Origin of the sequence: Variovorax sp. 770b2 (assembly GCF_900115685.1) — a bacterium.
Taxonomy (GTDB): Bacteria; Pseudomonadota; Gammaproteobacteria; order Burkholderiales; family Burkholderiaceae_C; genus Variovorax.
In genome coordinates, this window is sequence record NZ_FOXJ01000003.1 from 41533 (window position 1) to 65181 (window position 23649).

Genomic DNA, 23649 nt, shown 5'->3' on the forward strand with positions numbered 1-23649 from the left:
AAGGCCCGCAGAGGCCGCCACGACAACAACGCATTGGAGACAAACACATGAGCGCAACCGACGAGAAAGCGATTCGCAGGGTGGTCATCTCCGCCCTGGTGGGCGCCACCATCGAGTGGTATGACTTCTTCCTGTACGGCGTGGTGGCCGGCATCGTGTTCAGCAAGCTGTACTTTCCGGGCAGCGACCCGGTGGTGTCGGTCCTGCTGGCCTACACGACCTTCGCGGTGGGATTCGTCACGCGGCCCTTGGGCGGCGTGATCTTCGGCCACTTCGGCGACAAGATCGGCCGCAAGAGCATGCTCATCATCACGCTGATGATCATGGGCGTGGCCACCTTCCTCATCGGCCTGGTGCCTACCTATGCGCAGATCGGCATCGCGGCGCCCGTGCTGCTCTTGCTGCTTCGCGTGGCGCAGGGCATCGGCCTGGGCGGCGAATGGGGCGGCGCGGTGCTCATGGCGTACGAATATGCGCCCAAGGACAAGCGCGGCTTCTATGCCTCGCTCCCGCAGATCGGGCTGGCCATTGGCCTGTGCCTGGCCTCGGGCGTGGTGGCGCTGCTGTCGTCCCTCCTCACCGACGCGCAGTTCATGGCCTGGGGCTGGCGCATCGCGTTCCTCATTTCCGGCGTGATGGTTCTGGTGGGCATGTACATCCGCCTGCACGTGCAGGAAACGCCCGAGTTCGCGGCCGTGAAGGCGCGCAACGCGGAGCTGCGCATTCCGTTCATGGACATGATCCGCCGCTACCCCGGCAATGTGTTGAAGGGCATGGGCGCGCGCTACATCGACGGGGTGTTCTTCAACATCTTCGGCGTGTTCTCGATCAACTACCTCACGAGCACGATCAAGATCAGCCGCACCGATGCACTGCTTGGCGTGATGGCTGCGGCGATCGTGATGATCTTCTTCATTCCCTTCTTCGGCCGGCTCTCCGACAGGATGGGGCGCGGCAAGGTCTACATGTGGGGATCGATCATCACCGCGGTGTCGGCCTTCCCCGGCTTCTGGCTCATGACGCACAGCGGGGGCAACGTGCTCCTGGTGTGGCTCGCGATCATCGTGCCGTTCGGCATTCTGTACGCCTCGGTGTACGGACCGGAAGCCGCCCTCTTCTGCGATCTGTTCGACGCGAAGGTGCGCTACACGGGCATCAGTTTCGTCTACCAGTTCTCGGGCATCTTCGCCTCGGGCATCACGCCGATCATCGCGACCGCGCTGCTCAAATCGGGCGGCGGCGAGCCGTGGCAGATCTGCATGTACGTGCTGTTCGCGGGGGCGGTGTCGGCGCTGTGCGCGTGGATGATCGGGCGCAGTCCGTCACCCGCAGATGCGGCGGATGCGGTCGATCCGGTCGATGCGCCCAGGGCAGTCGCCTCGCGTTGATCCGGTGCAACCGGTTCAGCCGGCTGCCGCGGCCTGCGGCGGCGCAGCCGGCGTGAGCCCGTAGCGCGACATCACCGCGACCAGTGCCGCCCGGTCGGGCGGCCCGCCCACGTTGACCACGGCCGCGACCTCCCGGAAGTACGCCGCGCCGATGTCCGGCGTCAGCACGACGAGGGCGCGTGCCGTTTGCGATCCGCCGTTGCGAAAGCCATGCACCGAGCCGCGCGGCGTCGACATCCATTCGCCGGGCTGGAGTTCGCGCGTTTCGGCATCGACCGAATAGGTGACCGAGCCCTCCACGACGTAGAAGAACTCTTCGTTGTCCCGGTGGCTGTGCGGCGGCGGCACGTTGGCGCCCGGCGGCAGGGTGAGCTCGAAGACGCCGAGGCCGCCGGTCGCGGTGCCATCGACCAGGTAGCGAATCTCCAGCTGGCCCGCCTTGATCACTTCGCTGCTGCTCATGTGCGTCTCCTTCGTTGATGCCCAGGCCGGGACTCTATGGCGTTCCGGGAAAAAGATAAATCCCTTCCATGACGCGAGGCGACGAAGCAGCGCTACGGCTTCAGGCGGTAGCTGAGCTTGCGGTTGCCGCCGACGGTGGAGTCCAGCCCCACCCACTCGCCCTGCTGCGAGTACCAGACGTCGATGGGCTGCGCCGGCGTCGCGATGCGCCAGCGCGTGGCCGCCACCGGCTGGCCGCGCACTTGCACCGTGCCGCTGCCCGCGCGGCTCACCTGCACCGCTTCGAACTTGCCGTTCTGCGCGTTGAGCAGCCGCTCCTGCTGGCGGATGGCCGGGTTCCAGTAGGCGAAGCTCATCACGCAACCGTCGAGCGATTGCGTGCCCTTGGGCGTGACGACGGCCAGCGCGCTGTCGCCGGCCGCCTCGGCATTCACCTTCTCGGGCGTACCGTCGTCATCGGTCTTCGACACCAGTTGCCGGAGGCAGTCGCCGCGCCACTGCTCGGTGGCGGTGTGACGGTAGCGATAGACCGTGATGCCCAGCAGCTTGACCGCGAACTCGGCCTCGCTCGTCAGCCTGCGCTCTTCGCCGTTGGCGGCGAGCGTGAAGCGATGCTCGCCGATGGGCGAATCGTCGAGCAGCACGCGGAAGTTCCACTCGCCGCTCGCGGGTCCGTTTGCGGATGCGGCACTGCTTGCCAGCAACGCCAGCAACGTCAGCGCGAAGCGCCAAGGTTCTTTTCTCATGGTGCCTTGGAGTTACGCACCGGCCCCGGCACGAAAGCATTGGTGCGCGCGATGTACGCGCGGTACGCGGGGCGGCGCTCGCCGATGTCGGCTTCGAGCATGCGCACGCCCGAGACGCGCAACAACAGCCAGGTCATGAGCAGCGGCGAGACGACGGTCCACGCCGCGCCGCTCAAGCCCGCGCCGCCGATGGCGATGAGCCACAGGCCCCACCAGACGCAGGCCTCGCCGAAGTAGTTGGGGTGGCGCGTGTAGCGCCAGAGACCGCGGTCCATCACCTTGCCTTCGTTCGCGGCGTTGGCCTTGAAGCGCGCCATCTGCGCATCGCCGATGGCCTCGAAGAAAAGGCCGAAGAGCGCGAGCGCGATGCCCGCGATGTCGATCCACCCGATCGGCCGCGCCGCTGCCATGCCCGGCAGGAACGGCGCGGAGACGAACCACGCGAGCACCGCCTGCAACGCGAACACGAGGTACAGGCTCTTGAACGCGAAGCCCGGCTGGTTGCGCGCGCGGATGGCCTGGTAGCGGCGGTCTTCGCCATGTCCCCAGTTGCGCCAGGTGATGTAGAGGCAAAGCCGCACCGCCCAGGCCGTGCCCAACACTGCCATGCAGAGGCCCCGCGGCGTGTGGCCCGGCAGCAGCGCGAAGTAGACGAGGCCCGCGCCGACGATGCAGACGGGCCACACGCGGTCCACGAGGCTCACGTCATGGCGCGCGAGGCTGGCGAGCCAGGTCAGCAGCACGACCAGCGCGGTCCATGCCAATCCAGCCAGGGCGATACCGCTCATGAGACAGCCACTTCCGCACTTTCGAGGAACACCATGGAACCGGCTTCGCCGGGCCATCGGTGTTGCCCCCGGTAGGGGGAAGGAGAAGCGACACGAAGTGCGCGAGGCCTGGGGGCGAGCCTCATGACGCGCGCCGCTCGAAGAGGTAGTGGCTGACCCACCAGCGCTGCCCGCCATCGAAACCGAACAGCTCCGCCACCGACATGAAGAACAGCCGCCAGCGCGTCCACCACACGTTGGCCTCGGCGCCGTAGGTGGCCTGGAACAGCGGGCGCAGCTCGTCGCGGCGCGCGTCCATGTTGCGAAGCCACGCCTCGGCGGTGCGCTGGTAGTGGCTGCCCTCCCAGCGCCAGCGGCGCAAGAGGCGCAGGTCGTCCTGGCAGTGCAGCGCGAGATCGTCGCTGGGCATCATGCCGCCGGCGAAGAAGTACTTGCTCATCCAGTCGCTCGCATCGCGCACCTCGAAGGGGTACGGCGCCTCGCGGTGAGCGAAGACGTGCATGAAGAAACGGCCCTCCGGCTTGAGCCACCGCGCGACATTGGCGAAGGCCTGCGGCCAGTTGCGCAGGTGCTCGAACATTTCGACGGAGACGATGCGGTCGTAGCGCTCGTCGGTGTCGAAGGCGTTGATGTCGCGGGTCAGCACGCGGACGTTGGCGAGGCCTCGCTGCGCGGCCTGGGCTTCGATGTATTCGCGTTGGGAATTGGAGTTGGAGAGGGCTGTGATCCAGCTATTGGGGTACTTCTCGGCCATCCACAGGGTGAGGGAGCCCCAGCCGCAGCCCAGCTCCAGGATGTCTTGACCGTCGATGAGGCCGGCGCGTTCGCAGGTGGCGGTGAGGGCGGCGGATTCGGCTTGCTCCAGTGTGTGGGTGCCTTCGGGCCAGTAGCAGCTGCTGTATTTGCGGTGGTTGCCGAGGACCTGGGCGAAGAAGGCGGCGGGGACTTCGTAGTGTTGTTCGTTGGCTTTTTCTGGGAGAGGGGCCAGGTGGGAGGAGCGCATCTGGGTGAGGAAGGCCTGCGTGAGGTCAGCGATGGCCAAGGGATTGCCGGCCTGCAACTCGGTCAGACGGTCCCTGAGGAGGCGGCGGATGCCTCGGCGGAGGAAGGGGTCGGGGATCAGGCCTTTTTCTGCCCAGTGGAGGGCGGAGGTGAGGGTTTGGGGCATGGCGGGTTCTCCTCGAGGGCACGTCGGGTGAGTGCTGTTGGGAGATGTACGCAGTTGGAGCCGGTTTGGATGAGGCTCGGTTTTTCGAGCCGCGGCGCGTGCGTCCAATGAGCTATTGCGTTGGCTGAAGAAAAACCGGATGCTCTCGGGGCTCATTTTTCACCCTTTGGACTCGCATTAATTTAAAACTCCTCTTTTTAATAATCAATAACACGCCATGGCAGCCGAAGATAAATTCAAACAAGCGGTCATATCCACAATAGCAAAAAGAGCCGCGAATCAGTGCTCAAACCCCAACTGCGGTGCGATAACTAGTGGCCCCTCATTGGCCTCACTGGATTCAGTGAATATTGGAGAAGCTGCACACATCTACGGGGCCAACTTGGGATCTGCTCGATATGACGAAAAAATGTCCTCAGCGGATCGAAGCGCAATTTCAAATGCCATCTGGCTTTGTGGCAACTGCCATAAACTAGTAGATGATGATCCATTGAAATATCCGTCGGGCCTTTTGTTTGAATGGCAACGCGACCACGAGCGCTCAATTTCTGAGCAAGTTGGAAAACCGCCGTCAAACTCAGGCAAAAATATGAAGCTCGACACCTCGAAGAATTTGGGCGCCTGAGTTATCTTGCAGAGCGATTAATTTTGGAAAAGGACGATTATTGGGAATATCGACTGACAGCAGAGGTATTACGATTCGAAATGGAGCCCGTGCTACAGCGATGGGGCGCATTGAAGCGTGGCCTATACGTCAAACCCAACTCGAAGATCAACCATAAAGAATTTATTTCATGGTTTCAACTTAAACTCGGAGAAATTACATCCATCAGCAAGGCGTTTACTGAGCTAGCGAATAATGAATTCTCCCGCGCTTGGGGCGAACCCGGAACACCAGGAAACGACAAAGATATTGTTGTCACGGCCCGTTTATTTAGTGAGATGTGCCAAAGTTCGCTAAATTGGGAGGAAGAGGTTCGCTTCACAAGCACCGATGAAATATTTTATGAATTACAAAATCTTTTCATTGGGACGGCCGGAAGAATTATTGATGAAGCAGCAAAGCTCCCATTGTTTTTATCAGAAACGCTTTCAAATAATCCCGTCGATGGAAGATACAAATTAGAACTCGTATTATCTTTAGCCGATGGTTGGGGCGAAAAAATAGACGAGGCCTTCGCTCGCGCCCAAAAAAATTACATCAAAGCTTTGAATAAATAAAATCGTTCGCTTGTCGATCTAATTAAATACACATTGCCGAGCGTCATCGCTTTTAAAAGCTGACATCGGTCATGGCCATTGCTGAGCCGCAGTCACAAATAGCGGCGCCCCGTTGTTCGCGGTTCCACTATTTTTTTGGCTTCGCCTTCTCCTCCCCCGTCCCAAACCCAATAGCCCGCCTCGGCGGATCATCCGGCACCGTCAGCGCCTTGATCGCCTCGAACACCTGCAGCAATTGATTGCGCGTATTCCGGCTGAAGGCGTCCTGCCGCATATCGATCTGCTCGGTCTTCTGCTCCAGCTCGCTCAGGCGCTTGGCCAGGTCCTGGTGCGTGGCGATCAGCGCGCGCACGCGCACGAAGGTGCGCATGATCTCGATGTTCACCGCGATGGCGCGCGGGCTGCCGAGCACCGACGACAGCATCGCCACGCCCTGCTCGGTGAACACGTAAGGCGCCGTGCGCCGACCGCCGCGGCCGGGGTTTGAGGTCACGGTTTGTGACCTCAAAGCCGCCCACTCCTTGGGCGAGAGTTGGAACATGAAGTCGGCCGGAAAGCGCTCGGCATTGCGCTTGACCGCCTGCACCAGCACCTTGGTCTGCACGTCGTAGAGCACCGCGAGGTCGGAGTCCAGCATCACGCGCTGTTCGCGCAGCGAGAGGATGCGGCTTTCGATCCGGGGTTGCAGCGGCGGCGCGTTGGGAGGGGCTTCGCTCATGGGGGTGGGTGGCATCGGTTGGATGTGCGTGGCCGCAGAGGCCAGCGACGTTCCCGATAACGATACCCCGCCATCACGCGCTGGCAAAGCAGTCTTCCTTACTCAGGCGAGCTCAGGCAGGGCGCTCGCTCATCGATGGCGCAGCACCTGCACTCAACGCGATGCGCAGCGACTGCATCGTCGTATCCGCAGCCCCGATGCGCCGCCGCAGTTCTTCATTGACGAGCGCCATCAGCGCGCTGATTTCCGTGCGGTCCGGCGCGATCTCTTCCGTGTCGCGCGAGTGCTGCGGACCGATGAGTTTTTCGAGACACGCATAAGCGCGCTGCACGACGTGAAGACTTTCGACGTCATCGCATGCCTGCAGCGCGAGCGATTGAGCGCCGAGGGTTTCGGGGGGTCCGGGGAACGAGGGAACGTGAGCCATGCATGGCCTCCAAGAGGTGCGGTTTACTGAAACCGCCGCTCCCGAGTCCAATCGGAGGCGGCGACTCGACGAGTTGGACTACCGGGCACCTCTTGCGAGAACCGGCCGGGCTTGCGCCCGCCCGTCGAGCCGCCAAAAACTTGTTGGGGCACGAATGACGAAGCCGCAGACCCTGCGGGGGTGACTGCGGCTTTCGTCGCAGAGATGCTTCAGGAGTCCAATCCCGATCACGTCTTTTTTACGTGACCGGCGCAGTATAGCCACGGCCCCTGCGATGCCCCTACTGTCCATGACCCCTCCGTCCATGCTGGAACAATGCACCACCATGGACGGCCTCGATCTCATCAAAACATTCCGCGAAGTTGCCTTCCGCCGCAGCTTCTCCCGCGCCGCCGATTCGCTCGGCATGTCCAAGGCCACGGTCAGCCGCTATGTGGCCGAGCTCGAAACGCGCAGCGGCGTGCGCCTCTTGAACCGCTCCACGCGCTCGCTGAGCCTCACCGATGCAGGCCAGGTGCTGCTCGATCGCAGCACCGAACTGGTGGCCATGGCCGAGAACACGCTCAACGACCTGCAGGGCCACGGCGCCACGCCGCGCGGGCGCCTTCGCATGAGCGCGCCCAACGGGCTGATCGCGGGCTGGATGTCCGACGTGATCGCCGAGTTCATCAATCTCTACCCCGATGTGTATGTGAGCCTGGTGTTCACCAACCACGCCATCGACCTGATCGAGGAAGGCATCGACATTCACCTGACGGGCGGGCGCATCGACGACATGAACCTCATCGTGCGCCGCCTCGTGCAGTACGACATGGTGGTGTGCGCCTCGCCCGCCTACTGGGCGCGGCGCGGCATTCCGCAGGTGCCCGAGGACATGGCCCGGCACGACGTGCTGAGCTATTCGGCGATGCCGACCACGCACCTGCCCTTCGAGACCGATGGCCGCGCGCACGAGGTGGCGGTGCACAGCCGCATGGAGGCGAACGACGCGATCGCGCTCATCGAGCTCGCGCTGCGCGGCGTGGGCGTGGCGTATGTGCCGCAGCCGCTTGCGCAGTCGCACCTGGAGCGCGGCGCGCTGGTGCCGGTGCTGCGCGAGCACATGCCGCACGAGCACTGGCTCTACGCGGCGTATTCGCAGCGCCGCCACAACAGCGCGGCGATGCGCGCGATGCTCGACTTCCTGGAGAAGTCGATGGTGCCGCTGGGCGATCCGCCCGCCATGCCGGCGATGCCGCCCGCGTTGCAGGTGTCGCCGATCTCGGCGCCTACATGCGCCCTTTCCAGGGCACCAGGCGTCGCTCGAGCCACCGCATCAGCAGGTCGAACAGATAAGCCACCACGCCAATGACGATGATGCCCATGATGACGATGTCGGTGCGCAGGAAGTTCGACGCGTTCAGCACCATCTGACCCAGGCCCATGTTGGCCGCGACCATTTCGGCAGCGACCAGCGTGGTCCACCCGAAGCCGATGGCGATGCGCATGCCCACGAGGATGTCGGGCAGCGCCGAGGGCAAGATGACGTGGCGGATCACCTGCATGTAGCTCGCGCCCATCGAGTACGCGGCGTTGATCTGCTCTTGCGAAGCACTGCGCATGCCCGAGCGCGCGGCCAGCGCCAGCGGCGCGAAGCAGCTCAAGAAGATCAGCAGCACCTTGGGCAGCTCGTCGATGCCGAACCAGATGATGATGAGCGGCAGATACGCGAGCGGCGGCAGCGGCCGGTAGAACTCCAGCGGCGGATCGAAGATGCCGCGCCAGAAGCGGCTCATGCCCATCGCGATGCCCACCGGAATGGCCGTCGCGCACGCAAGGAAGAAGGCCGAGAACACGCGGAACATGCTCGCCAGGAAGTGCTGCCACAGCGGCTTGTCGTTGGCCTGGCCCGTGAGGTATTCGTAGAACTGCTGGAACACCGCCTGCGGCGTCGGCAGGAAGAGCGGCTTGACCCAGCCCATGTTGGTGACGACGAACCACAGCACGACCAGCGACACCACGGTGACCACGCTGATGACCACGCTGGAGCCCTCGCCCGGCACCTTGAAGGCACTGGTCTTGAGCTTGGCGCCCGGTGCGGGCGGCGGCGATGCGGCGGGTTTCGATGGCGGCGTCATGGCAACAACAACAGCGGCGGGCGATGCGATGGTGACCTCAGGCATGGGCGGCCTCGCGATGATGAATGATCGACAAGACCTCCTCGCGCATGCGGATGAATTCGGGCTCCGACTTCACCTTGCGCGAGTCGCCGTGCGAGAGGTACTGGCGAGAGAACGGCACGTTGTCGTAGACGTGCGAGATGCGCCCGGGGCTGGGGCTCATCACGATGAGGCGCGTGGCGAGGAACAGCGCCTCTTCCACCGAGTGGGTGATGAAGAACACCATCTTGTTCGACTTGGACCAGGCCTTGAGAAGAATCTCCTGCACCTGCTCGCGCGTGAACGCATCGAGCGCGCCCATGGGCTCGTCCATCAGCAGCACGGCCGGGTCGCTCGCCAGCGCGCGCGCAATGCCCACGCGCTGCTGCATGCCGCCCGAGAGCTCGTACACCGCGCGCTCCGCGTACTGCTGCAGGCCGACGAGCGCGAGCTTGTCTTCAGCGATGCGGTCGCGCTCGGCCTTGCCCTTGCCGGCCAGGCGCAGGCCCAGCGCCACGTTGTCGCGCACGTTGAGCCAGGGCATGAGCGCGTGCTTCTGGAACACGACGCCGCGGTCCGCGCCGGGGCCGACGACGGGCTTGCCATCGAGCAGGATCTCGCCGGTCGATGGCGGCAGGAAGCCCGCGATGCTGTTGAGCAGCGTCGTCTTGCCGCAGCCCGAGGCACCGAGCGCGACGACGAAATCGCCGTCGTGCATCGTGAGGTTGACGGGCGCCAGCGCCTGCAGCGTGCCGCCCTTGACGGCGTAGTTGACCGTGAGGTCGCGAATGTCGAGCGTGGGCATCTGGTTGCTGCTGGCTGGCTTACTTGCCCATCGCCTTGTCGACGTACACGGTGGTCACGAAGGCGCCGTAGTCGGGCTTGACTTCCTGCACCCGGCCCTGCTCCTTCAGGAAGGCCGCCGTGCCCGCCATCGCCTTGGCCGCGCCGCCGCCCAGCCACGTGGGCGAGACCTGCTCGGCCATGGTCGGAAAGGTGTAGAGCGCCATCGCGGCGGACACGTCCTTGGGGTCGGCCTTGGTCCACTTGGCCATCGCCTTGGTCTGCGGCGAATCGGGCGTCCAGCTCTTGCCGGTGGCCTTGTACTCTTCGTTCGCGCGGTTCAGGGCTTTCACGAACGCGACCATGAAAGGCTCGTTGGCCGCAGCCCACTTGGCGTTGACGACGATGCCCTCGAAGGTGGGCGCGCCGCGCTTGCCGATGCTGCCCGAGGTGGCGATGGTCTTGCCCGTGCCCTTGATCTTGGAGAGCACCGGGTCCCAGATGAAGGTGGCGTCGATGTCGCCGCGCTCCCATGCGGCGGCGATTTCCGGCGGGCGCATGTTCATCACGTTGACGCTCTTGGGATCGACGCCGTCCATCTTCATGCCGGCCATGAGCTGGTAGTGCGCGGTGGAGACGAAGGGCGTGGCCACCTTCTTGCCCGCGAGGTCCTTCATGCTGTTGATGCCCGAGGCGTTGCGGGCGATGAGCGCCTCGGCGTTGGCGATGTCCGCCGAGATCCAGAAGAGCTTGATGTCCTGGCCCTGGCTGGCTGCGGCGGTGAGCGGGCTGGAGCCGGTCTCGCCCATCTGCACGTCGCCTGAAGCCATCGCGCGGATGACGTCGCCGCCGCCGGAGAACATGCGCCAGTTGATCTTGTAGCCGGTGGCTTTTTCGACCTCACCCGATTCCATGACCAGGCGCAGCGGGACGAGCATGTCCTGGTGGGCGAAGGTGACTTCCTTGGTTTGCGCAGAAGAGACGCCGCACAGCGTGAGCGCGGCGGCCAGCATGGCCAGCTGGAGGGGGAGACGGCGGGACATGGTCATCGAGTTTCTCCATTGGGTGAATCGGAGCGACTTTGCACGCATCGCCCGCAGCCAGGAAGTACCAGCGCGGATGCGGGGATAGAGCCAGCGTGTCCGTGAATACCCTTGTTCTGGTGCATATGGCACTCAGACGGGGCATCGGGCCTTGCCCTTGGCCTGGGCACTTCCTTGGGGAGAGGGAGCAAATCCACCCCGCCGAGCGAAGCAAAGGCCCGATCGCGAGCCGAGCAACGCGATGGCTCGTTGGTGCCCCACCCCCTCTGGCTGCGCCGAGGAGCGCAGCGTTTCGCGGATCAGGGCTCGCAGCTGTTTGAGCCGAAGGCGAGTTCTGCGAAACCCCGCGAAACGCGAGCACCGCAGGTTGCCCCGTAGCGCAGCGAAGGGGTCGCAGACAGTGGGGTCGCCTTTCTTTTGCCTACGTTTCTTTGGCGAAGCAAAGAAAAGTAGGTCGCCCGCCGGGGCGAGACCCGGCCTCGGGAAAAAAACCAGATCAATGCGTTCGAAGCCCCGCGGCTCTCTTCTCGCCACGCGCCAAAGCCAACTCCTCAACAGCCATCCCCAAAGCCCGAATCCCCGCCGGAATCTGAGAAGCAGCAATAGAAGACAAGCGCAGCCGGAAGAACGGACACGGATACGGCGGCCGTGCAAAAAACACATCCCCCGCCTCGATGAGCACGCCGTGATTGCGCGCCATCAACGACAGTTCGGTCGCATCCACCCACGTCGGCGCCTGCACCCAGATCGACGCCCCGCCCGAGGGCAGCCTGAACTCGAAATCCGGCATGTGATCCCGCAGCGCTTGCGCCGCAATGGCCAGCCGCTCCTGCATCGCATGGTTCACCCGCCGCGCATGCGACTCGTGGTGCCCCAGCGAAAGAAACAGCGCGTAGGCGTGTTGAAGGAACGCACTCGGGTGCCGCACCATCGCGTGGCGAATCAACCGCAGCTCCTTGATCAACGCCCGCGGCGCCACGATGAACCCCAGCCGCAGCGCCGGCGACAGGCTCTTCGACACGGAGCCCACGTAGATCACGCGGCCCGTCTTGTCCAGGCTCTTGAGCGCGGGCATCGGCGCCCCTTCGTACAGGTTCTCGGCCTCGTAGTCGTCCTCGATGATCACGAAGTCCTGCAGCTCGGCCTTGCGCAGCAGCCACTGCCGGCGCTCCAGGCTCAGCGTGGCGGTGGTCGGGCTCTGGTGCGAGGGGGTGACGAACATGTAGTCGGCGGCGGGCAGTGCATCGACCACGAGGCCGTCTTCATCGACATCCACCTCCACCCACTTGGGCTGCCGCAGCGAGAAGCTGTTGCGTGCGTGCGGGTGGCCGGGCTCCTCCAGCCCCACGCGGGTCTGCTCGTCGAACAGCGCCTCGGCCAGCAGGTAGTAGGCGTGCTGCGCGCCCATGGTGACCAGGATCTCTTCCTTCAGCGCGAACACGCCGCGCCGGGGCAAGAGGCGCGTGCGGATCTGCTCGATGAGGTCGGGCACGTCGTCGGTCTCGAAGTCGGGGGTCCAGTGCGGCAGTTGCGAGCGCGCCAGGCTGCGCGCGCAGCACTCGCGGAAGTCTTCGGTCGGAAAGAGCTGCGGGTCGTAGTTGCCGTAGACGAAAGGGTACGGGTAGTCGCGCCACCGGTCGGGCTTGGAGAGCGTGGGCTTGTCGACCAGCGAGCGCAGCACCCGGCCCGACCAGTCGGGCGGCTGGCTCGCCTGGCCGCTGCGGCCGACCAGCGGCTCGGCGTGCACCGCCGAGAGCGGGCGCGCGTTGTGCGCCACGAACACGCCGCTGCGCGGGCGCGCCTCCAGGAAGCCTTCGTCGATCAGTTGCAGGTAGGCCGAAGTCACGGTGTTGCGGCTCAGCCCGAGCAGCGCCGCGAGCTCGCGCGACGAGGGCAGCGGCGCGCCGGGTGTCAGGTGCTCTTCGAGGATGGCCTGCACCACGGCGGTACGCAAACGGGCCTGCAGCGGCAGCGCCGGCTGGTCGGGCAGCGCAAAAAGCTGCGCCCACTGGGTGGATCGCGGGTTCGGGGGCATGGTGCGCCGCAGTTTAGGACAGGCACCCCCTTCATGGGGCCCTGGTGGTGCGCCGGCGGCGTTCTGGCTCGGTCGAATCCCCCCATCTGGACCTATCGCGCCGGCACCCCGCTGCCTAGGCTTGTGCCATTCATTTCCGCTCCGGAGTTCCCGCGTGACCGTCCAGCCTTCTTCCTCATCCTCTTCCTCTCCCGCTTCCTCTGCTGCAGTGACCACCGGCACCCTGGCCGCCTTCAGCGACGCCTGGAACCGCCACGACATCGACGCGCTGATGGGCTTCATGACGCCGGACTGCATCTTCCAGACCGCCGGAGGCCCCGACGCCTGCGGCGCGCGCCACGTGGGTACGGAGGCGGTGCGCAAGGCCTTCGCGGGTGCCTGGCAGGCGGTGCCCGATGCGCAGTGGGTCAACGGCCAGCACTTCGTGCACGGCGAGTTCGGCACCTCGCAATGGACTTTCACCGGCACCGCCGCCGACGGCGGCCGCATCGAGACCGACGGCATCGACGTCTTCACCTTCAGGGACGGAAAGATCCACCTGAAGAACGTGTTCCGCAAGGCCAGGCCGAACCTGCCTGCGAAGTAGCGCAAGCATCAGAGCAAGCACGAAGGCCGGCGGCCACGCCACGGCCTTCTTCACTGGAGCCCTCTCATGACCATCGCGACAGGGACCGCCCGATTCACCTGTGCCGCCAGCGCCGCGACCATCGACGGCGCCGCCCCCATGCAACCGCCACAAGACCCGTTCCGCCCCTACGACCCGCAATACGACCCGCTGCTCGCACCCGACCCCGGCGCCGGCCGCGCCTACGCGCCCACCTGGTGGGTGGCCAGCGCCGGCACGCCGCCCGAGGACGACGGCCCCTTGCTGCGCGACATCGACGTGGACGTGGCCATCATCGGCTCGGGCGCCACGGGCATGTCGACCGCGCTGTACCTCGCGCAGGAGCACGGCATCCAGGCCACGGTGCTGGAAGCCAACCAGGCCGCATGGGGCTGCTCCAGCCGCAGCGGCGGGCAGGGCCAGAACGCGAGCGGGCGCCTGAAGCGCTCGCAGTGGATCGAGCGCTGGGGCCTGGACACCGCGAAGAAGCTCGATGCCGAGATCCGCAGCGGCTTCGAGAACTTCCGCCACCTCACCACGCAGATCGACTGCGATGCGTTCGACGGCGGGCACCTGCACGTGGCGCACCGGCCCGAGAAACTCGTCGCCCTGGAGGCCGAGGCGCGCCTCATGCGCGAGACCTTCGGCTACGCCACCCGCATGATGGGCACCGAGGAACTGCGGCGCGACTACTGCGACGAGCGCGAGGCCAAGGGCGCGATGTTCGAGGCCGAGGGCGTGGGCATCCATCCGCTGAAGTTCACCTTCGGGCTGATGCGCCGGGCGCGCGCGTTGGGCGTGACGGTGCACACCTCCAGCCCGGTGCAGGGCTGGCACACCATCGACGGCATTCATCACCTGCGCACGCCCGCCGGCACGGTGCGCGCGCGCCGCGTGGCGGTGTGCACGGGCGGCTACACGGGGCAGGCGCTGAACCCGATGCTCAAGAACCGGATCATGCCGATCCTCTCGAACTCGGTGGTGACGCGGCCGCTCTCCGATGCGGAACTGGCCGCGACCAATTTCAAATCGCAGACCTTTCTGACGGACACGCGCACGCTACGCTTCTACTACCGGCTCCTGAAGGGCAACCGGCTGCAGATCGGCAGCCGCAGCGCGGTGAGCGGGGCCGATGCGGAGCACCCGGTGCACCTGAAGCTGCTCACCGATGCCATTGCGCGCAAGTTCCCGCCGCTCACCGACATCCGCATCGACCACTCGTGGTGGGGCTGGGTGGACATGAGCCACGACATGATGCCGCGCATCACGCAGCCCGATGCGGACAAGAAGATCTGGTACGCGGTGGGCTACGGCGGCAACGGCGTGTCGTTCTCGACCTGGGCCGGCAAGCGGCTGGCCGAGCGCGTGGCGGGCAAGGACACGGGCAAGGACGTGTTCGAGTTGCCGATCTATCACTCGCCACTGCCCTTCCCCAACGTGATGGGGCTGGTGGAGTCGCGCGCGTTCGCGCCGTTCCGGCGCATCGGGCAGCGTGCGCTCTACAAGTGGTACTGGCTGCGGGACGAGAAGTAGGCGAGACCGCGCACCGCCCGCGCGCATTCACCGAAGTGGCGCACGCCGCTGCTGCACAACGGGGCAAACCCGTGGCTTCTGGCCCTGCGAGTCGCGAGCAAGTGGCTCTTCGCCCGCAGGCACCCAGCGCCTATCTTCGACAGCAAGGCCCGAGCGGCCGAAGCTTGTTGCCTGTGTCGAATTTCCAGAGGTCCTCTCATGTCCCTTCTCCGTTTCACGCGCCGTGCCACCCTGCTCTCGGCCGCCTCGGTGGCCGCGAGCGCCCTGCTGCCGCTGCCCGCATCGGCCGCCGATGAGCCCAGGCGCGGCGGCACGCTGGTGATCGGCAGCACGCAGACGCCGCGGCACCTGAACGGCGCGGTGCAGTCGGGCATTGCCACCGCCATGCCTTCGACGCAGATCTTCGCCAGCCCGCTGCGCTTTGACGACAAGTGGAACCCGCAGCCCTACCTGGCCGAATCGTGGAAGCTGGCCGACGACGGCAAGTCGCTCACGCTCAAGCTGCGCAAGGACGCGGTGTTCCACGACGGCAAGCCGGTCACCTCGGCGGACGTGGCGTTCTCGGTGATGGCCATCAAGGCGAACCATCCGTTCACCACCATGCTCGGTCCGGTCGAGAAGGTGGAGACGCCCGATGCGCAGACGGCCATCATCCGCATGAGCGTGCCGCACCCGGCCATCGTCCTGGCGATGTCGCCGGCGCTGTGCCCCATTCTTCCGAAGCACATCTACGGCGACGGGCAGGACCTGAAGAGCCATCCGCGCAACTCCACCGACGTGGTCGGCTCGGGCCCGTTCCGCGTGACCGAATTCAAGCCGGCGCAGCGCATCGTGCTGGAGCGCTTCGACAAGTTCTTCCTGCCCGGCAAGCCCTACCTGGACAAGATCATCGTCAACGTCACGCCCGACATGGCCAGCCTCATGCTCGGCCTGGAGCGCGGGGACATCCAGATGCTGCCCTTCGCCACGCTGCCCACCGACCTGAAGCGCATGGCGAACGACCCGAAGGTGTCGCTCACCCCCAAGGGCTACGACGGCATCGGCGCGCTCAACTGGCTGGCCTTCAACACGGCCAAGAAACCCTTGTCGGATGCGCAGGTGCGCAAGGCCATCGCCACGGCCATCGACAAGAACTTCATCACCAAGGCGCTGATGGGCGGCTTCGCCACGGTGTCCGACGGCCCGCTGGTGGCCAACAGTCCCTTCGCGGTGAACGACCTCGTGCGCTATCCGCTCGACCTGAAGAAGGCCGGCGAGATGCTGGACGCCGCGGGCTACAAGGCCGGCGCGAACGGCGAGCGCTTCAAGCTCACCATCGACTACCTGCCGGGCGCCGACGACCAGCAGAAGAACGTGGCCGAATACATCCGCGGCCAGCTCAAGAAGGTGGGCATCACGGTGGAGGTGCGCGCCTCGGCCGACTTTCCGGCGTGGGCCAAGCGGCTGGCCTCGCACGACTTCGACATGTCGATGGACGTGGTGTTCAACTGGGGCGACCCGATCATCGGCGTGCACCGCACGTACCTGTCGACCAACATCAAGCCGATCATCTGGACCAACACGCAGTCGTATGCCAACCCGAAGGTGGACGAGCTGCTCAACACCGCCGGCGGGCTGATCGATGCAACCCAGCGCAAGGCCTACTACGCGACCTTCCAGAAGATCGTGACGGACGACCTGCCGATCGAGTTCATCAACCAGGTGCCCTACCACACGATCGCGAGCAAGAAGCTGGGGAACGTGCCCGCCACCATCTGGGGGCCGCTGTCGCCGCTGGACGAGGTCTACTTCAAGTAAGGCCGGCAAGGCCGCACGCGACATGGGAACGCTTCGCTACGCAGCCTCGCGACTGCTCCAGGCCATCGGCCTGGTGCTCGCGGTGGTGGTGCTCAATTTCGTGCTGGTGCACGCCGCGCCGGGCGACCCGGTGGAAACCATCGCCGGCGCCAGCGGCGGCATGTCGCCCGAGCTGATGGCGCAGCTGCGCACGCAGTACGGCCTGGACAAGCCGCTGCCGGTGCAGCTGGGCGTGTACCTGGGCAAGGTGGCGCGGGGCGACCTGGGCTACTCGTACTTCTTCAACCTGCCGGTCACCGACATGATTGCCGAGCGCGTGCCGGCCACGCTGCTGCTGGTGCTCAGCTCGGTGCTGCTGGCCTTCGTGGCGGGCACGGCGCTGGGCGTGCTGTCGTCGCGCAAGCCCAACGGCTGGCTCTCGCAGTTCATCACGGTGCTGTCGCTGGTGGGGTTCGCGGCGCCGGTGTTCTGGCTGGGGATCATGCTGGTGATCCTGCTGGCGTCGGTGTTCCCCATTCTTCCGGTGGCGGGCATGCGCTCCATCGATTCCACCGGCGGCGGCCTGAAGGACGTGCTGGACGTGGCCCACCACCTGGTGCTGCCCACGCTCACGCTGAGCCTGGTGTACCTTGCGCAGTACAGCCGGCTCGCGCGCTCCTCGATGCTGGACGTGCTGGGCTCCGACTTCATCCGCACCGCGCGCGCCAAGGGCCTGGCCGACCGCGTGGTGCTCTACAAGCACGCGCTGCGCAACGCGCTGCTGCCGGTGGTCACGGTGCTGGGGCTGCAATTCGGCAACGTGCTGGCCGGCGCGATCCTGGTGGAGACGGTCTTCAACTGGCCGGGCCTGGGCCGGCTGGCGTTCGAATCGGTGCTGCGGCGCGACTACCCGACCATCCTGGGCGTGCTGCTGTTCTCCTCGGTGGTGGTGGTGGTGATGAACCAGCTCACCGACCTGTGCTATCGCTTCATCGACCCGCGGATCAAGGCCTCATGAGCAAGGCGAGCATGTCAAGCAAGGTGATCACGATGCCCTCCGTTGCCGCAGCATCTTCCAAGGCCTCCAGCGCCTCGCCCGCCGTGCCGGTGGAGCACCCGGGCATGGAGGCGATGCGCATGTTCCTGCGCAACCCCGCCGCCATCGCCGGCATGGTCATGCTGGTGCTGGTGCTGGTCGCGGCCATCGCCGGGCCCTGGCTCTATCCGGCCGACCCGTTCGAGATCAGGACCGCGCCGCTCACGCCGCCCTTCAGCGAAGACGCGTGGCTGGGCAGCGACTACCTGGGGCGCGACGTGCTCACCGCGCTCATCTACGGCGGGCGCGCCACGCTGCTGGTGGGCGCGGTGGCCGCGCTGCTGTCGGTGGCGATCGGCATCACGCTGGGCGCCTTCGCGGGCTACTACGGCGGCAAGGTCGACGCGGCGCTGATGAAGCTCACCGAGTTCTTCCAGGTGCTGCCCGCGCTGCTGTTCGCGATGGTGGTGGTCACGCTCTTCTCGCCCACGCTGGTGACGGTGACGCTGGCGATCGGCATCGTCAGCTGGACCGGCACCGCGCGCCTCACGCGTGCCGAGTTCATGAAGTACCGCGGGCTGGAGTTCGTGCGCGCCGAGCGGGCCATCGGCGCGCGCGACGCACGCATCATCTGGAAAGTGATCCTGCCGAACGCGCTGCCGCCGCTGGTGGTGTCGGCCACGCTGGCCATCGGTGCGGCCATCCTGTTCGAGGCGGGCCTGTCGTTCCTCGGGCTGGGCGATCCCAACCAGATGAGCTGGGGCCTGATGATCGGCTCCAGCCGGCAGTACGTGCTCTCGTGCTGGTGGGCCGTGGCCTTTCCGGGCGCGGCAATCTTCGTCACGGTGCTGGCCGTCAGCCTCATCGGCGACGGGCTGAACGATGCCCTGAACCCCAAGCTGAGGGAACGCTGATGGCAACGAACGACGACGCATTGCTGCGCGTGCAGGACCTGCACGTGGAGTTCAAGACCCGCCGCGGCCAGGCGCTGGTGCTCAACGGGGTCGACTTCGAGATCCGCGCCGGCGAGACGCTGTGCGTGGTCGGCGAATCGGGCTGCGGCAAGAGCATGACGGCGCTGGCGCTGCTGCGGCTCATTCCGTCGCCGCCGGGGCGCATCCGCGAGGGCCGCGTGCTGTTCCAGGGCGAAGACCTGGTGCAGGCCACCGACGCGCGCATGCGCCAGGTGCGCGGCAACCGCATCTCGATGATCTTCCAGGAGCCCATGACCTCGTTGAACCCGGTGTTCACCGTGGGCGACCAGATCGGCGAATCGCTGCAGCTGCATGCCGGCATGAACGCGCGCCAGGCCCGCGAGCGCACCATCCAGATGCTGCGCCAGGTGGGCATTCCGGCACCCGAGCGGCGTGTGGACGACTACCCGCACCAGCTCTCCGGCGGCATGCGCCAGCGCGTGATGATCGCCATGGCGCTGGCCTGCCGGCCCGACATCCTGATCGCCGACGAGCCCACCACCGCGCTGGACGTGACGGTGCAGGCGCAGATCTTCGACCTGCTGCGCGAGCTGCAGCGCGAGAAGGGCACGGCCATCATGCTCATCACGCACGACATGGGCGCAGTGGCCGAGATGGCCGACCGCGTGATGGTGATGTATGCCGGCCGCGTCATCGAACAGGGCACCACCGCGCAGGTGCTGTCCGAACCCGGCCACCCCTACACGCGCGGCCTCATCGATTGCCTGCCCGAGCTGGGCAGCAGCGCGGCATGGGATGGCGACGCGCGCGAAGACCTCGCGGAAATCGCAGGCGTGGTGCCCTCGATCTGGGAACTGGGCACGGGCTGCGCCTTTCGCGAGCGCTGTCCGCGCGCCATGGCCCGCTGCGCGGCCGAGGTGCCGCCGATGTTCGCGGTGGAGGGCGAGGTGGCGGCGGGCGTGCCGCACGGCGCCGCCTGCTGGCTGCATGCCGGCGCGGCCGGTGCGATCGGTGCGATCGGTGCGATCGACGCGCAAGGCCCACGCGCAAAGGAGGCCGCATGACCTTCATCGGCAAGACCGACACGCTGCTCGCGGTCGAAGACCTGAAGGTGTACTTTCCGCGCGGCAAGGTCGGCTGGGGCCGCACGCCCGAGGTGGTGAAGGCGGTGGACGGCGTGTCGTTCGCGGTGCGCCGCGGCAGCACGCTCGCGGTGGTCGGCGAATCGGGCTCGGGCAAGACCACGACCGCACTGGCGGTGATGCGGCTCGCGCCCATCACCTCCGGCCGCATGCAGCTGGGCGACACCGACCTGGGCGCGCTGCAGGGCGAGGCGTTGCGCCAGGCGCGCACGCGCATGCAGATCATCTTCCAGGACCCGTTCTCCTCGTTGAACCCGCGCGAGCGGGCGGGCGCGGCGGTGCGCGCGCCGCTGGACCTGATGCGTGTCGGCACGCCCGGCGAGCGCACCCGCCGCGTGGCCGAACTCTTCGAGGCGGTGGGCCTGCGGCCCGAGCAGCAGCACCTGTTTCCGCACCAGTTCTCGGGCGGGCAGCGCCAGCGCATCAACATTGCGCGGGCGCTGGCCACCAACCCCGAGCTGGTGGTGTGCGACGAGCCGGTGTCGGCGCTGGACATCGCGATCCGCGCGCAGATATTGAACCTGCTCGCCCGGCTGCAGCGCGAGCTGGGGCTGACCTATCTTTTCATCTCGCACGACATGGCGGTGGTGGAGCACATCTGCGACGACATCGCAGTGATGTACCTCGGCCAGATCGTGGAGCGCGCGCCGCGGCGCGGCTTCTTCGCGCGGCCGCTGCACCCGTACAGCGTGGCGCTGATGTCGGCGGTGCCGACGGTGAGCGGTGGGCGCCGCCGCGCGGCGAGCCGCATCAAGCTGAGCGGCGATCCGCCCAGCCCCATCGATCCGCCCAAGGGCTGCCGCTTCGCGGGGCGCTGCCCCGTGGCCGAGCCGGCCTGCGCGGCCGAGCTGCCGCCGCTGCGCGAAGTCGCGCCCGAGCATTGGGTGCGCTGCAGGCGCGTCGACGTCGTCGATGGACTGCCGCGCCCTCCTCTTTCGATTCCAGAGTCGCCATGAGTCAAAACAACGCAACCACCACCGTCTACCCCGCTCGCAAGATCATCACCATGAACCCGATGCAGCCGCACGCCACGCACGTGGCGGTGCGCGAGGGCCGCGTGCTCGCCGTCGGCGCGCTCGCGGACATGCAGGCCTGGGGCGCGTTCACGCTGGACGAACGCTTTGCCGGCAAGGTGCTGATGCCGGGCCTGGTCGAAGGCCACTGCCACCTGAAGGAAGGCAGCATGTGGGACTGGACGTATCTCGGCTGGTTCGACCGCCGCGACCCGGAGGGCCAGGTGTGGAGCGGCCTGCGCTCGATGGACGAGGTGGTGGCGCGCCTTGCCGAAGTCGCCGCGAAGATGACCGCCGACGGCGTGCCCGACACCGAGCCGCTGGTCGCCTGGGGGTTCGACCCGATCTACTTCGGCGGCGAACGCATGACGGTGCGGCACGTGGACCGCGCGAGCGCCACGCGGCCCATCGTCATCGGCCATGCCAACGGCCACCTGATGAACGTGAACACCGCGATGCTGCGCATAGCCCAGATCACGCGCGACAACGAAGTGGAAGGCGTCGTCAAGTTCCCGGAGGGCACGAGCCAGGGCGAACCCACCGGCGAGCTGCAGGAGCCGGCCGCCATGTTCCTGGTGCTGCGCAAGATCGGCAACGCCGGCCTGCTCGCGCCGATGACCGAGGCCGGCGTGCGCTCCTTCGCGAAGCTGGCCTGCCTGCAGGGCGTGACCACCGCGACCGACCTGGTCAACAAGCTCACGCCCGAGGACTGCGGCGTGCTGGAGAAGACCACCGGCGACGAGGGCTTCGGCGTGCGCATCCTGCCCGCGTTCCAGGCCTTTCACGGCACGCACGGCGCAGCGCTGGGCGCGGCGCATGTGAAGAGCCTCGTGCCGCGCAACACCGACCGCCTGCGCTACGGCCTGGTGAAGATGATGCTGGACGGCTCGATCCAGGGCTTTTCGGCGCGGCTGCGCTGGCCGGGGCATTTCAACGGTGCGCCCAACGGCATCTGGGTCACGGCGCCCGCGCAGTACGAGGCCGACTTCGAGACCTACCACCGCGCCGGCCTCACCATCCACACGCACACCAACGGCGACGAGGCCAGCGAGGTGGCGATCGATGCCATCGGGCGCGTGCTGGCGCTCGCGCCGCGGCCCGACCACCGCCACACGCTGCAGCACGGCCAGATGATCGATGCGCCGCTGTTCCGCCGCATGGCCTCGCTGGGCCTGTGCGCGAACCTCTTCGCCAACCACATCTGGTATTGGGGCGACCAGCACTACGAGATGACCATGGGCCCCGACCGCGCCAACCGGCTGGATGCCTGCGGCAGCGCGCTGGCCGCGGGCGTGCCGCTGGCCATCCACTCGGACGCGCCGGTCACCCCGCTCGGGCCGCTCTTCACCGCATGGTGCGCGGTGAACCGCATCACGCCCAAGGGCCGGCTGCTGGGCGAGGCCGAGCGCATCACGGTGGGACAGGCGCTGCGCGCCATCACGCTCGGCGCGGCATGGACGCTGAAGCTGGACCACGAGATCGGCAGCATCGAGTGCGGCAAGCGGGCCGACTTCTGCGTGCTGGAAGACGACCCGCTCGCACTGGACCCGATGGCCTTGAAGGACGCACGCGTGTGGGGCACCGTGCTGTCGGGCCGGGTGTTCCAGGCGCAGAGGGGCCTGGCGCAGGGACCGGCAGAGAACCCGACAGAGGGGTCGAAAACCGCGTGACCACGGCACACGAGAAGCGCCTGCCCCTCACCGTCATCGGCGGCTTCCTGGGCGCGGGCAAGACCACGCTGCTCAACCGCTGGCTGCGCGAGGCGAAGGGCCTGCGCATGGCGGTGCTGGTGAACGACTTCGGCGCGCTCAACATCGACGCGGGCCTCATCGCCGCCACGCACGGCGATACCGTCGCGCTCACCAATGGCTGCGTGTGCTGCCAGATCGGCGACGACCTGGGGCGCGCGCTGGTGCAGGTGATCGAGGCGAAGACGCCGTTCGACGCGGTGGTGATCGAGGCCAGCGGCGTGTCGGACCCCTGGCGCATCGCGCAGATCGGCATGGCCGCGCCGGAGCTGAGCCTGGAAGGCGTGATCGTGCTGGTCGACGCCAGCGCCGCGGCGAGGCAGTCGCGCGACCCGCTGCTGGCGGACACGCTGGCGCGGCAGTTGAGATCGGCCGACCTGGTGGTGGTCAACAAGATCGACCTGGCCAGCGAGGCCGCCCTGGCCGAGGCACGGGCCTGGGTGGAAGCCACCGCACCCGGCACGCCGTGCATCCAGACCTCGCAGTCGACGGTGCCGCTGTCGCTGCTGACGGGCCCGCTGCTGCCTGCGTCTGCGTCTGCGCGCGAGGCCGGCCATGCCTGCGGGCCCGACTGCCACCCCCACGATCATGGCGATCACCCTGACTCCCACGACCACGACCACGCGCCGGACCACGGCGCGCTGTTCACCACCTGGAGCGCGCAGCCCGAGGCGGTCATTCCCGCCGCCGCGTTGCGCGCCTGGCTGCGCGAAGTGCCGCCCGGCGTGCTGCGGCTCAAGGGCGTGCTGCGAACCGGCCACGGCGCGGGCGGCGACGAGTGGTCGCAGGTGCAGTTTGCGGGCCGCCACGGTTCGCTGCGCAAGGCCGCGGCGCCGGACGACGCATGCGCGGCCGTGGTGGCGATCGGGCTGCGCGGGCGGCTTCCCGATGCGGCGTTGAACGATTTCTTCCTGCGCTGAGCCCGGGTCGTGTTGCAATCGCACG

23 protein-coding genes are annotated in these 23649 nt (G+C 66.7%); 13 read left to right on the plus strand and 10 right to left on the minus strand.

The genetic code is table 11. The annotated features are described in order from the left end of the window. The first annotated feature begins 47 nt into the window (after nt 1-47). Entirely contained in the window at nt 48-1388 is a 1341-nt protein-coding gene (locus BM133_RS19435) for an MFS transporter (RefSeq protein ID WP_093437243.1), read from the plus strand. A gap of 15 nt (nt 1389-1403) precedes the next feature. On the opposite strand, the gene BM133_RS19440 is transcribed toward BM133_RS19435, so the two are convergent. The 4 genes from BM133_RS19440 to BM133_RS19455 form a co-directional block, all read right to left on the minus strand. Next, the gene (locus tag BM133_RS19440) at nt 1404-1850 is read right to left on the minus strand and encodes a cupin domain-containing protein (protein ID WP_093437245.1); all 447 of its coding nucleotides are present in this window, start codon (nt 1848-1850) and stop codon (nt 1404-1406) included. Between the two features lie 92 nt (nt 1851-1942). Further along, nucleotides 1943-2596, minus strand: coding sequence for a DUF6134 family protein (locus BM133_RS19445; RefSeq protein ID WP_093437248.1), 654 nt, complete (start codon nt 2594-2596; stop codon nt 1943-1945). Then, nucleotides 2593-3384 carry a DUF1295 domain-containing protein gene (locus BM133_RS19450; protein WP_093437250.1) on the minus strand — a complete coding sequence of 264 codons (792 nt, stop codon included), beginning with the start codon at nt 3382-3384 and terminating at the stop codon, nt 2593-2595. Before BM133_RS19450 ends, BM133_RS19445 begins: the two co-directional genes overlap by 4 nt. 121 nt (nt 3385-3505) lie before the next feature. Then, nucleotides 3506-4552: an SAM-dependent methyltransferase gene (locus BM133_RS19455; protein WP_093437253.1), complete on the minus strand. Its 1047-nt coding sequence runs from the start codon at nt 4550-4552 to the stop codon at nt 3506-3508. Between the two features lie 217 nt (nt 4553-4769). Here BM133_RS19455 and BM133_RS35535 point away from each other — a divergent pair, with 217 nt between their 5' ends. Together BM133_RS35535 and BM133_RS35540 are read left to right on the plus strand one after the other, a co-directional pair. Continuing rightward, entirely contained in the window at nt 4770-5177 is a 408-nt protein-coding gene (locus BM133_RS35535; protein ID WP_256219271.1) for a hypothetical protein, read from the plus strand. A 23-nt stretch (nt 5178-5200) separates the two neighbouring features. Beyond that, nucleotides 5201-5773, plus strand: coding sequence for a hypothetical protein (locus BM133_RS35540; protein ID WP_256219272.1), 573 nt, complete (start codon nt 5201-5203; stop codon nt 5771-5773). A gap of 127 nt (nt 5774-5900) precedes the next feature. On the opposite strand, the gene BM133_RS19465 is transcribed toward BM133_RS35540, so the two are convergent. Both BM133_RS19465 and BM133_RS19470 read right to left on the minus strand, forming a co-directional pair. Then, nucleotides 5901-6491: an ORF6N domain-containing protein gene (locus BM133_RS19465; protein ID WP_093437255.1), complete on the minus strand. Its 591-nt coding sequence runs from the start codon at nt 6489-6491 to the stop codon at nt 5901-5903. Between the two features lie 112 nt (nt 6492-6603). Then, nucleotides 6604-6918 (minus strand): hypothetical protein, encoded by a 315-nt coding sequence (locus BM133_RS19470; protein WP_093437258.1) that lies wholly within the window; start codon nt 6916-6918, stop codon nt 6604-6606. A 325-nt stretch (nt 6919-7243) separates the two neighbouring features. Here BM133_RS19470 and BM133_RS19475 point away from each other — a divergent pair, with 325 nt between their 5' ends. Beyond that, the gene (locus BM133_RS19475) at nt 7244-8269 is read left to right on the plus strand and encodes a LysR family transcriptional regulator (RefSeq protein ID WP_093438199.1); all 1026 of its coding nucleotides are present in this window, start codon (nt 7244-7246) and stop codon (nt 8267-8269) included. Here BM133_RS19475 and BM133_RS19480 read toward each other — a convergent pair. The 4 genes from BM133_RS19480 to BM133_RS19495 all read right to left on the minus strand — a co-directional run bounded on the left by BM133_RS19480 (nt 8187) and on the right by BM133_RS19495 (nt 12917). Then, nucleotides 8187-9080: an ABC transporter permease subunit gene (locus BM133_RS19480; RefSeq protein WP_093437261.1), complete on the minus strand. Its 894-nt coding sequence runs from the start codon at nt 9078-9080 to the stop codon at nt 8187-8189. The genes BM133_RS19475 and BM133_RS19480 overlap by 83 nt on opposite strands. Then, nucleotides 9073-9861: a taurine ABC transporter ATP-binding protein gene (locus BM133_RS19485; protein WP_093437263.1), complete on the minus strand. Its 789-nt coding sequence runs from the start codon at nt 9859-9861 to the stop codon at nt 9073-9075. The genes BM133_RS19480 and BM133_RS19485 overlap by 8 nt, the downstream gene beginning before the upstream one ends. A 19-nt stretch (nt 9862-9880) precedes the next feature. Then, nucleotides 9881-10888: a taurine ABC transporter substrate-binding protein gene (gene tauA, locus BM133_RS19490; protein ID WP_093437266.1), complete on the minus strand. Its 1008-nt coding sequence runs from the start codon at nt 10886-10888 to the stop codon at nt 9881-9883. Between the two features lie 490 nt (nt 10889-11378). Beyond that, entirely contained in the window at nt 11379-12917 is a 1539-nt protein-coding gene (locus tag BM133_RS19495) for a MocR-like pyridoxine biosynthesis transcription factor PdxR (protein ID WP_093437269.1), read from the minus strand. A gap of 154 nt (nt 12918-13071) precedes the next feature. On the opposite strand from BM133_RS19495, the gene BM133_RS19500 reads away from it, so the two are divergent. The 9 genes from BM133_RS19500 to BM133_RS19540 all read left to right on the plus strand — a co-directional run bounded on the left by BM133_RS19500 (nt 13072) and on the right by BM133_RS19540 (nt 23624). After that, nucleotides 13072-13503, plus strand: a complete 432-nt coding sequence (locus tag BM133_RS19500) for a nuclear transport factor 2 family protein (RefSeq protein ID WP_093437272.1) — start codon at nt 13072-13074, stop codon at nt 13501-13503. Between the two features lie 138 nt (nt 13504-13641). Beyond that, on the plus strand, nt 13642-15054 hold the full coding sequence (locus BM133_RS19505; RefSeq protein ID WP_093438202.1) for an NAD(P)/FAD-dependent oxidoreductase: 1413 nt from the start codon (nt 13642-13644) through the stop codon (nt 15052-15054). A 198-nt stretch (nt 15055-15252) separates the two neighbouring features. Next, entirely contained in the window at nt 15253-16851 is a 1599-nt protein-coding gene (locus BM133_RS19510) for an ABC transporter substrate-binding protein (RefSeq protein ID WP_093437275.1), read from the plus strand. A gap of 22 nt (nt 16852-16873) precedes the next feature. After that, nucleotides 16874-17848, plus strand: a complete 975-nt coding sequence (locus BM133_RS19515; RefSeq protein WP_093437277.1) for an ABC transporter permease — start codon at nt 16874-16876, stop codon at nt 17846-17848. An 11-nt stretch (nt 17849-17859) separates the two neighbouring features. Further along, entirely contained in the window at nt 17860-18780 is a 921-nt protein-coding gene (locus BM133_RS19520) for an ABC transporter permease (RefSeq protein ID WP_093438205.1), read from the plus strand. Then, entirely contained in the window at nt 18780-19865 is a 1086-nt protein-coding gene (locus BM133_RS19525) for an ABC transporter ATP-binding protein (protein WP_218158390.1), read from the plus strand. The genes BM133_RS19520 and BM133_RS19525 overlap by 1 nt, the downstream gene beginning before the upstream one ends. Then, nucleotides 19862-20899 carry an ABC transporter ATP-binding protein gene (locus BM133_RS19530; protein ID WP_093437280.1) on the plus strand — a complete coding sequence of 346 codons (1038 nt, stop codon included), beginning with the start codon at nt 19862-19864 and terminating at the stop codon, nt 20897-20899. Before BM133_RS19525 ends, BM133_RS19530 begins: the two co-directional genes overlap by 4 nt. Next, on the plus strand, nt 20896-22626 hold the full coding sequence (locus BM133_RS19535; RefSeq protein ID WP_093437282.1) for an amidohydrolase: 1731 nt from the start codon (nt 20896-20898) through the stop codon (nt 22624-22626). The genes BM133_RS19530 and BM133_RS19535 overlap by 4 nt, the downstream gene beginning before the upstream one ends. Continuing rightward, complete coding sequence (locus BM133_RS19540) at nt 22623-23624, plus strand: CobW family GTP-binding protein (RefSeq protein WP_093437285.1); 1002 nt, start codon at nt 22623-22625, stop codon at nt 23622-23624. Before BM133_RS19535 ends, BM133_RS19540 begins: the two co-directional genes overlap by 4 nt. Nucleotides 23625-23649: the final 25 nt, after the last annotated feature.

Coding starts and splice junctions, on each gene's coding strand:
- BM133_RS19525 (WP_218158390.1), top strand. CDS start 18,780: ATGGCAACGAACGACGACGCATTGCTGCGCGTGCAGGACCTGCACGTG.
- BM133_RS19465 (WP_093437255.1), bottom strand. CDS start 6,491: ATGAGCGAAGCCCCTCCCAACGCGCCGCCGCTGCAACCCCGGATCGAA.
- BM133_RS19485 (WP_093437263.1), bottom strand. CDS start 9,861: ATGCCCACGCTCGACATTCGCGACCTCACGGTCAACTACGCCGTCAAG.
- BM133_RS19445 (WP_093437248.1), bottom strand. CDS start 2,596: ATGAGAAAAGAACCTTGGCGCTTCGCGCTGACGTTGCTGGCGTTGCTG.
- BM133_RS19450 (WP_093437250.1), bottom strand. CDS start 3,384: ATGAGCGGTATCGCCCTGGCTGGATTGGCATGGACCGCGCTGGTCGTG.
- BM133_RS19455 (WP_093437253.1), bottom strand. CDS start 4,552: ATGCCCCAAACCCTCACCTCCGCCCTCCACTGGGCAGAAAAAGGCCTG.
- BM133_RS35535 (WP_256219271.1), top strand. CDS start 4,770: ATGGCAGCCGAAGATAAATTCAAACAAGCGGTCATATCCACAATAGCA.
- BM133_RS19520 (WP_093438205.1), top strand. CDS start 17,860: ATGTCAAGCAAGGTGATCACGATGCCCTCCGTTGCCGCAGCATCTTCC.
- BM133_RS19440 (WP_093437245.1), bottom strand. CDS start 1,850: ATGAGCAGCAGCGAAGTGATCAAGGCGGGCCAGCTGGAGATTCGCTAC.
- tauA (WP_093437266.1), bottom strand. CDS start 10,888: ATGACCATGTCCCGCCGTCTCCCCCTCCAGCTGGCCATGCTGGCCGCC.
- BM133_RS19495 (WP_093437269.1), bottom strand. CDS start 12,917: ATGCCCCCGAACCCGCGATCCACCCAGTGGGCGCAGCTTTTTGCGCTG.
- BM133_RS19535 (WP_093437282.1), top strand. CDS start 20,896: ATGAGTCAAAACAACGCAACCACCACCGTCTACCCCGCTCGCAAGATC.
- BM133_RS19505 (WP_093438202.1), top strand. CDS start 13,642: ATGCAACCGCCACAAGACCCGTTCCGCCCCTACGACCCGCAATACGAC.
- BM133_RS19435 (WP_093437243.1), top strand. CDS start 48: ATGAGCGCAACCGACGAGAAAGCGATTCGCAGGGTGGTCATCTCCGCC.
- BM133_RS19475 (WP_093438199.1), top strand. CDS start 7,244: ATGGACGGCCTCGATCTCATCAAAACATTCCGCGAAGTTGCCTTCCGC.
- BM133_RS19480 (WP_093437261.1), bottom strand. CDS start 9,080: ATGCCTGAGGTCACCATCGCATCGCCCGCCGCTGTTGTTGTTGCCATG.
- BM133_RS19530 (WP_093437280.1), top strand. CDS start 19,862: ATGACCTTCATCGGCAAGACCGACACGCTGCTCGCGGTCGAAGACCTG.
- BM133_RS19510 (WP_093437275.1), top strand. CDS start 15,253: ATGTCCCTTCTCCGTTTCACGCGCCGTGCCACCCTGCTCTCGGCCGCC.
- BM133_RS19515 (WP_093437277.1), top strand. CDS start 16,874: ATGGGAACGCTTCGCTACGCAGCCTCGCGACTGCTCCAGGCCATCGGC.
- BM133_RS19470 (WP_093437258.1), bottom strand. CDS start 6,918: ATGGCTCACGTTCCCTCGTTCCCCGGACCCCCCGAAACCCTCGGCGCT.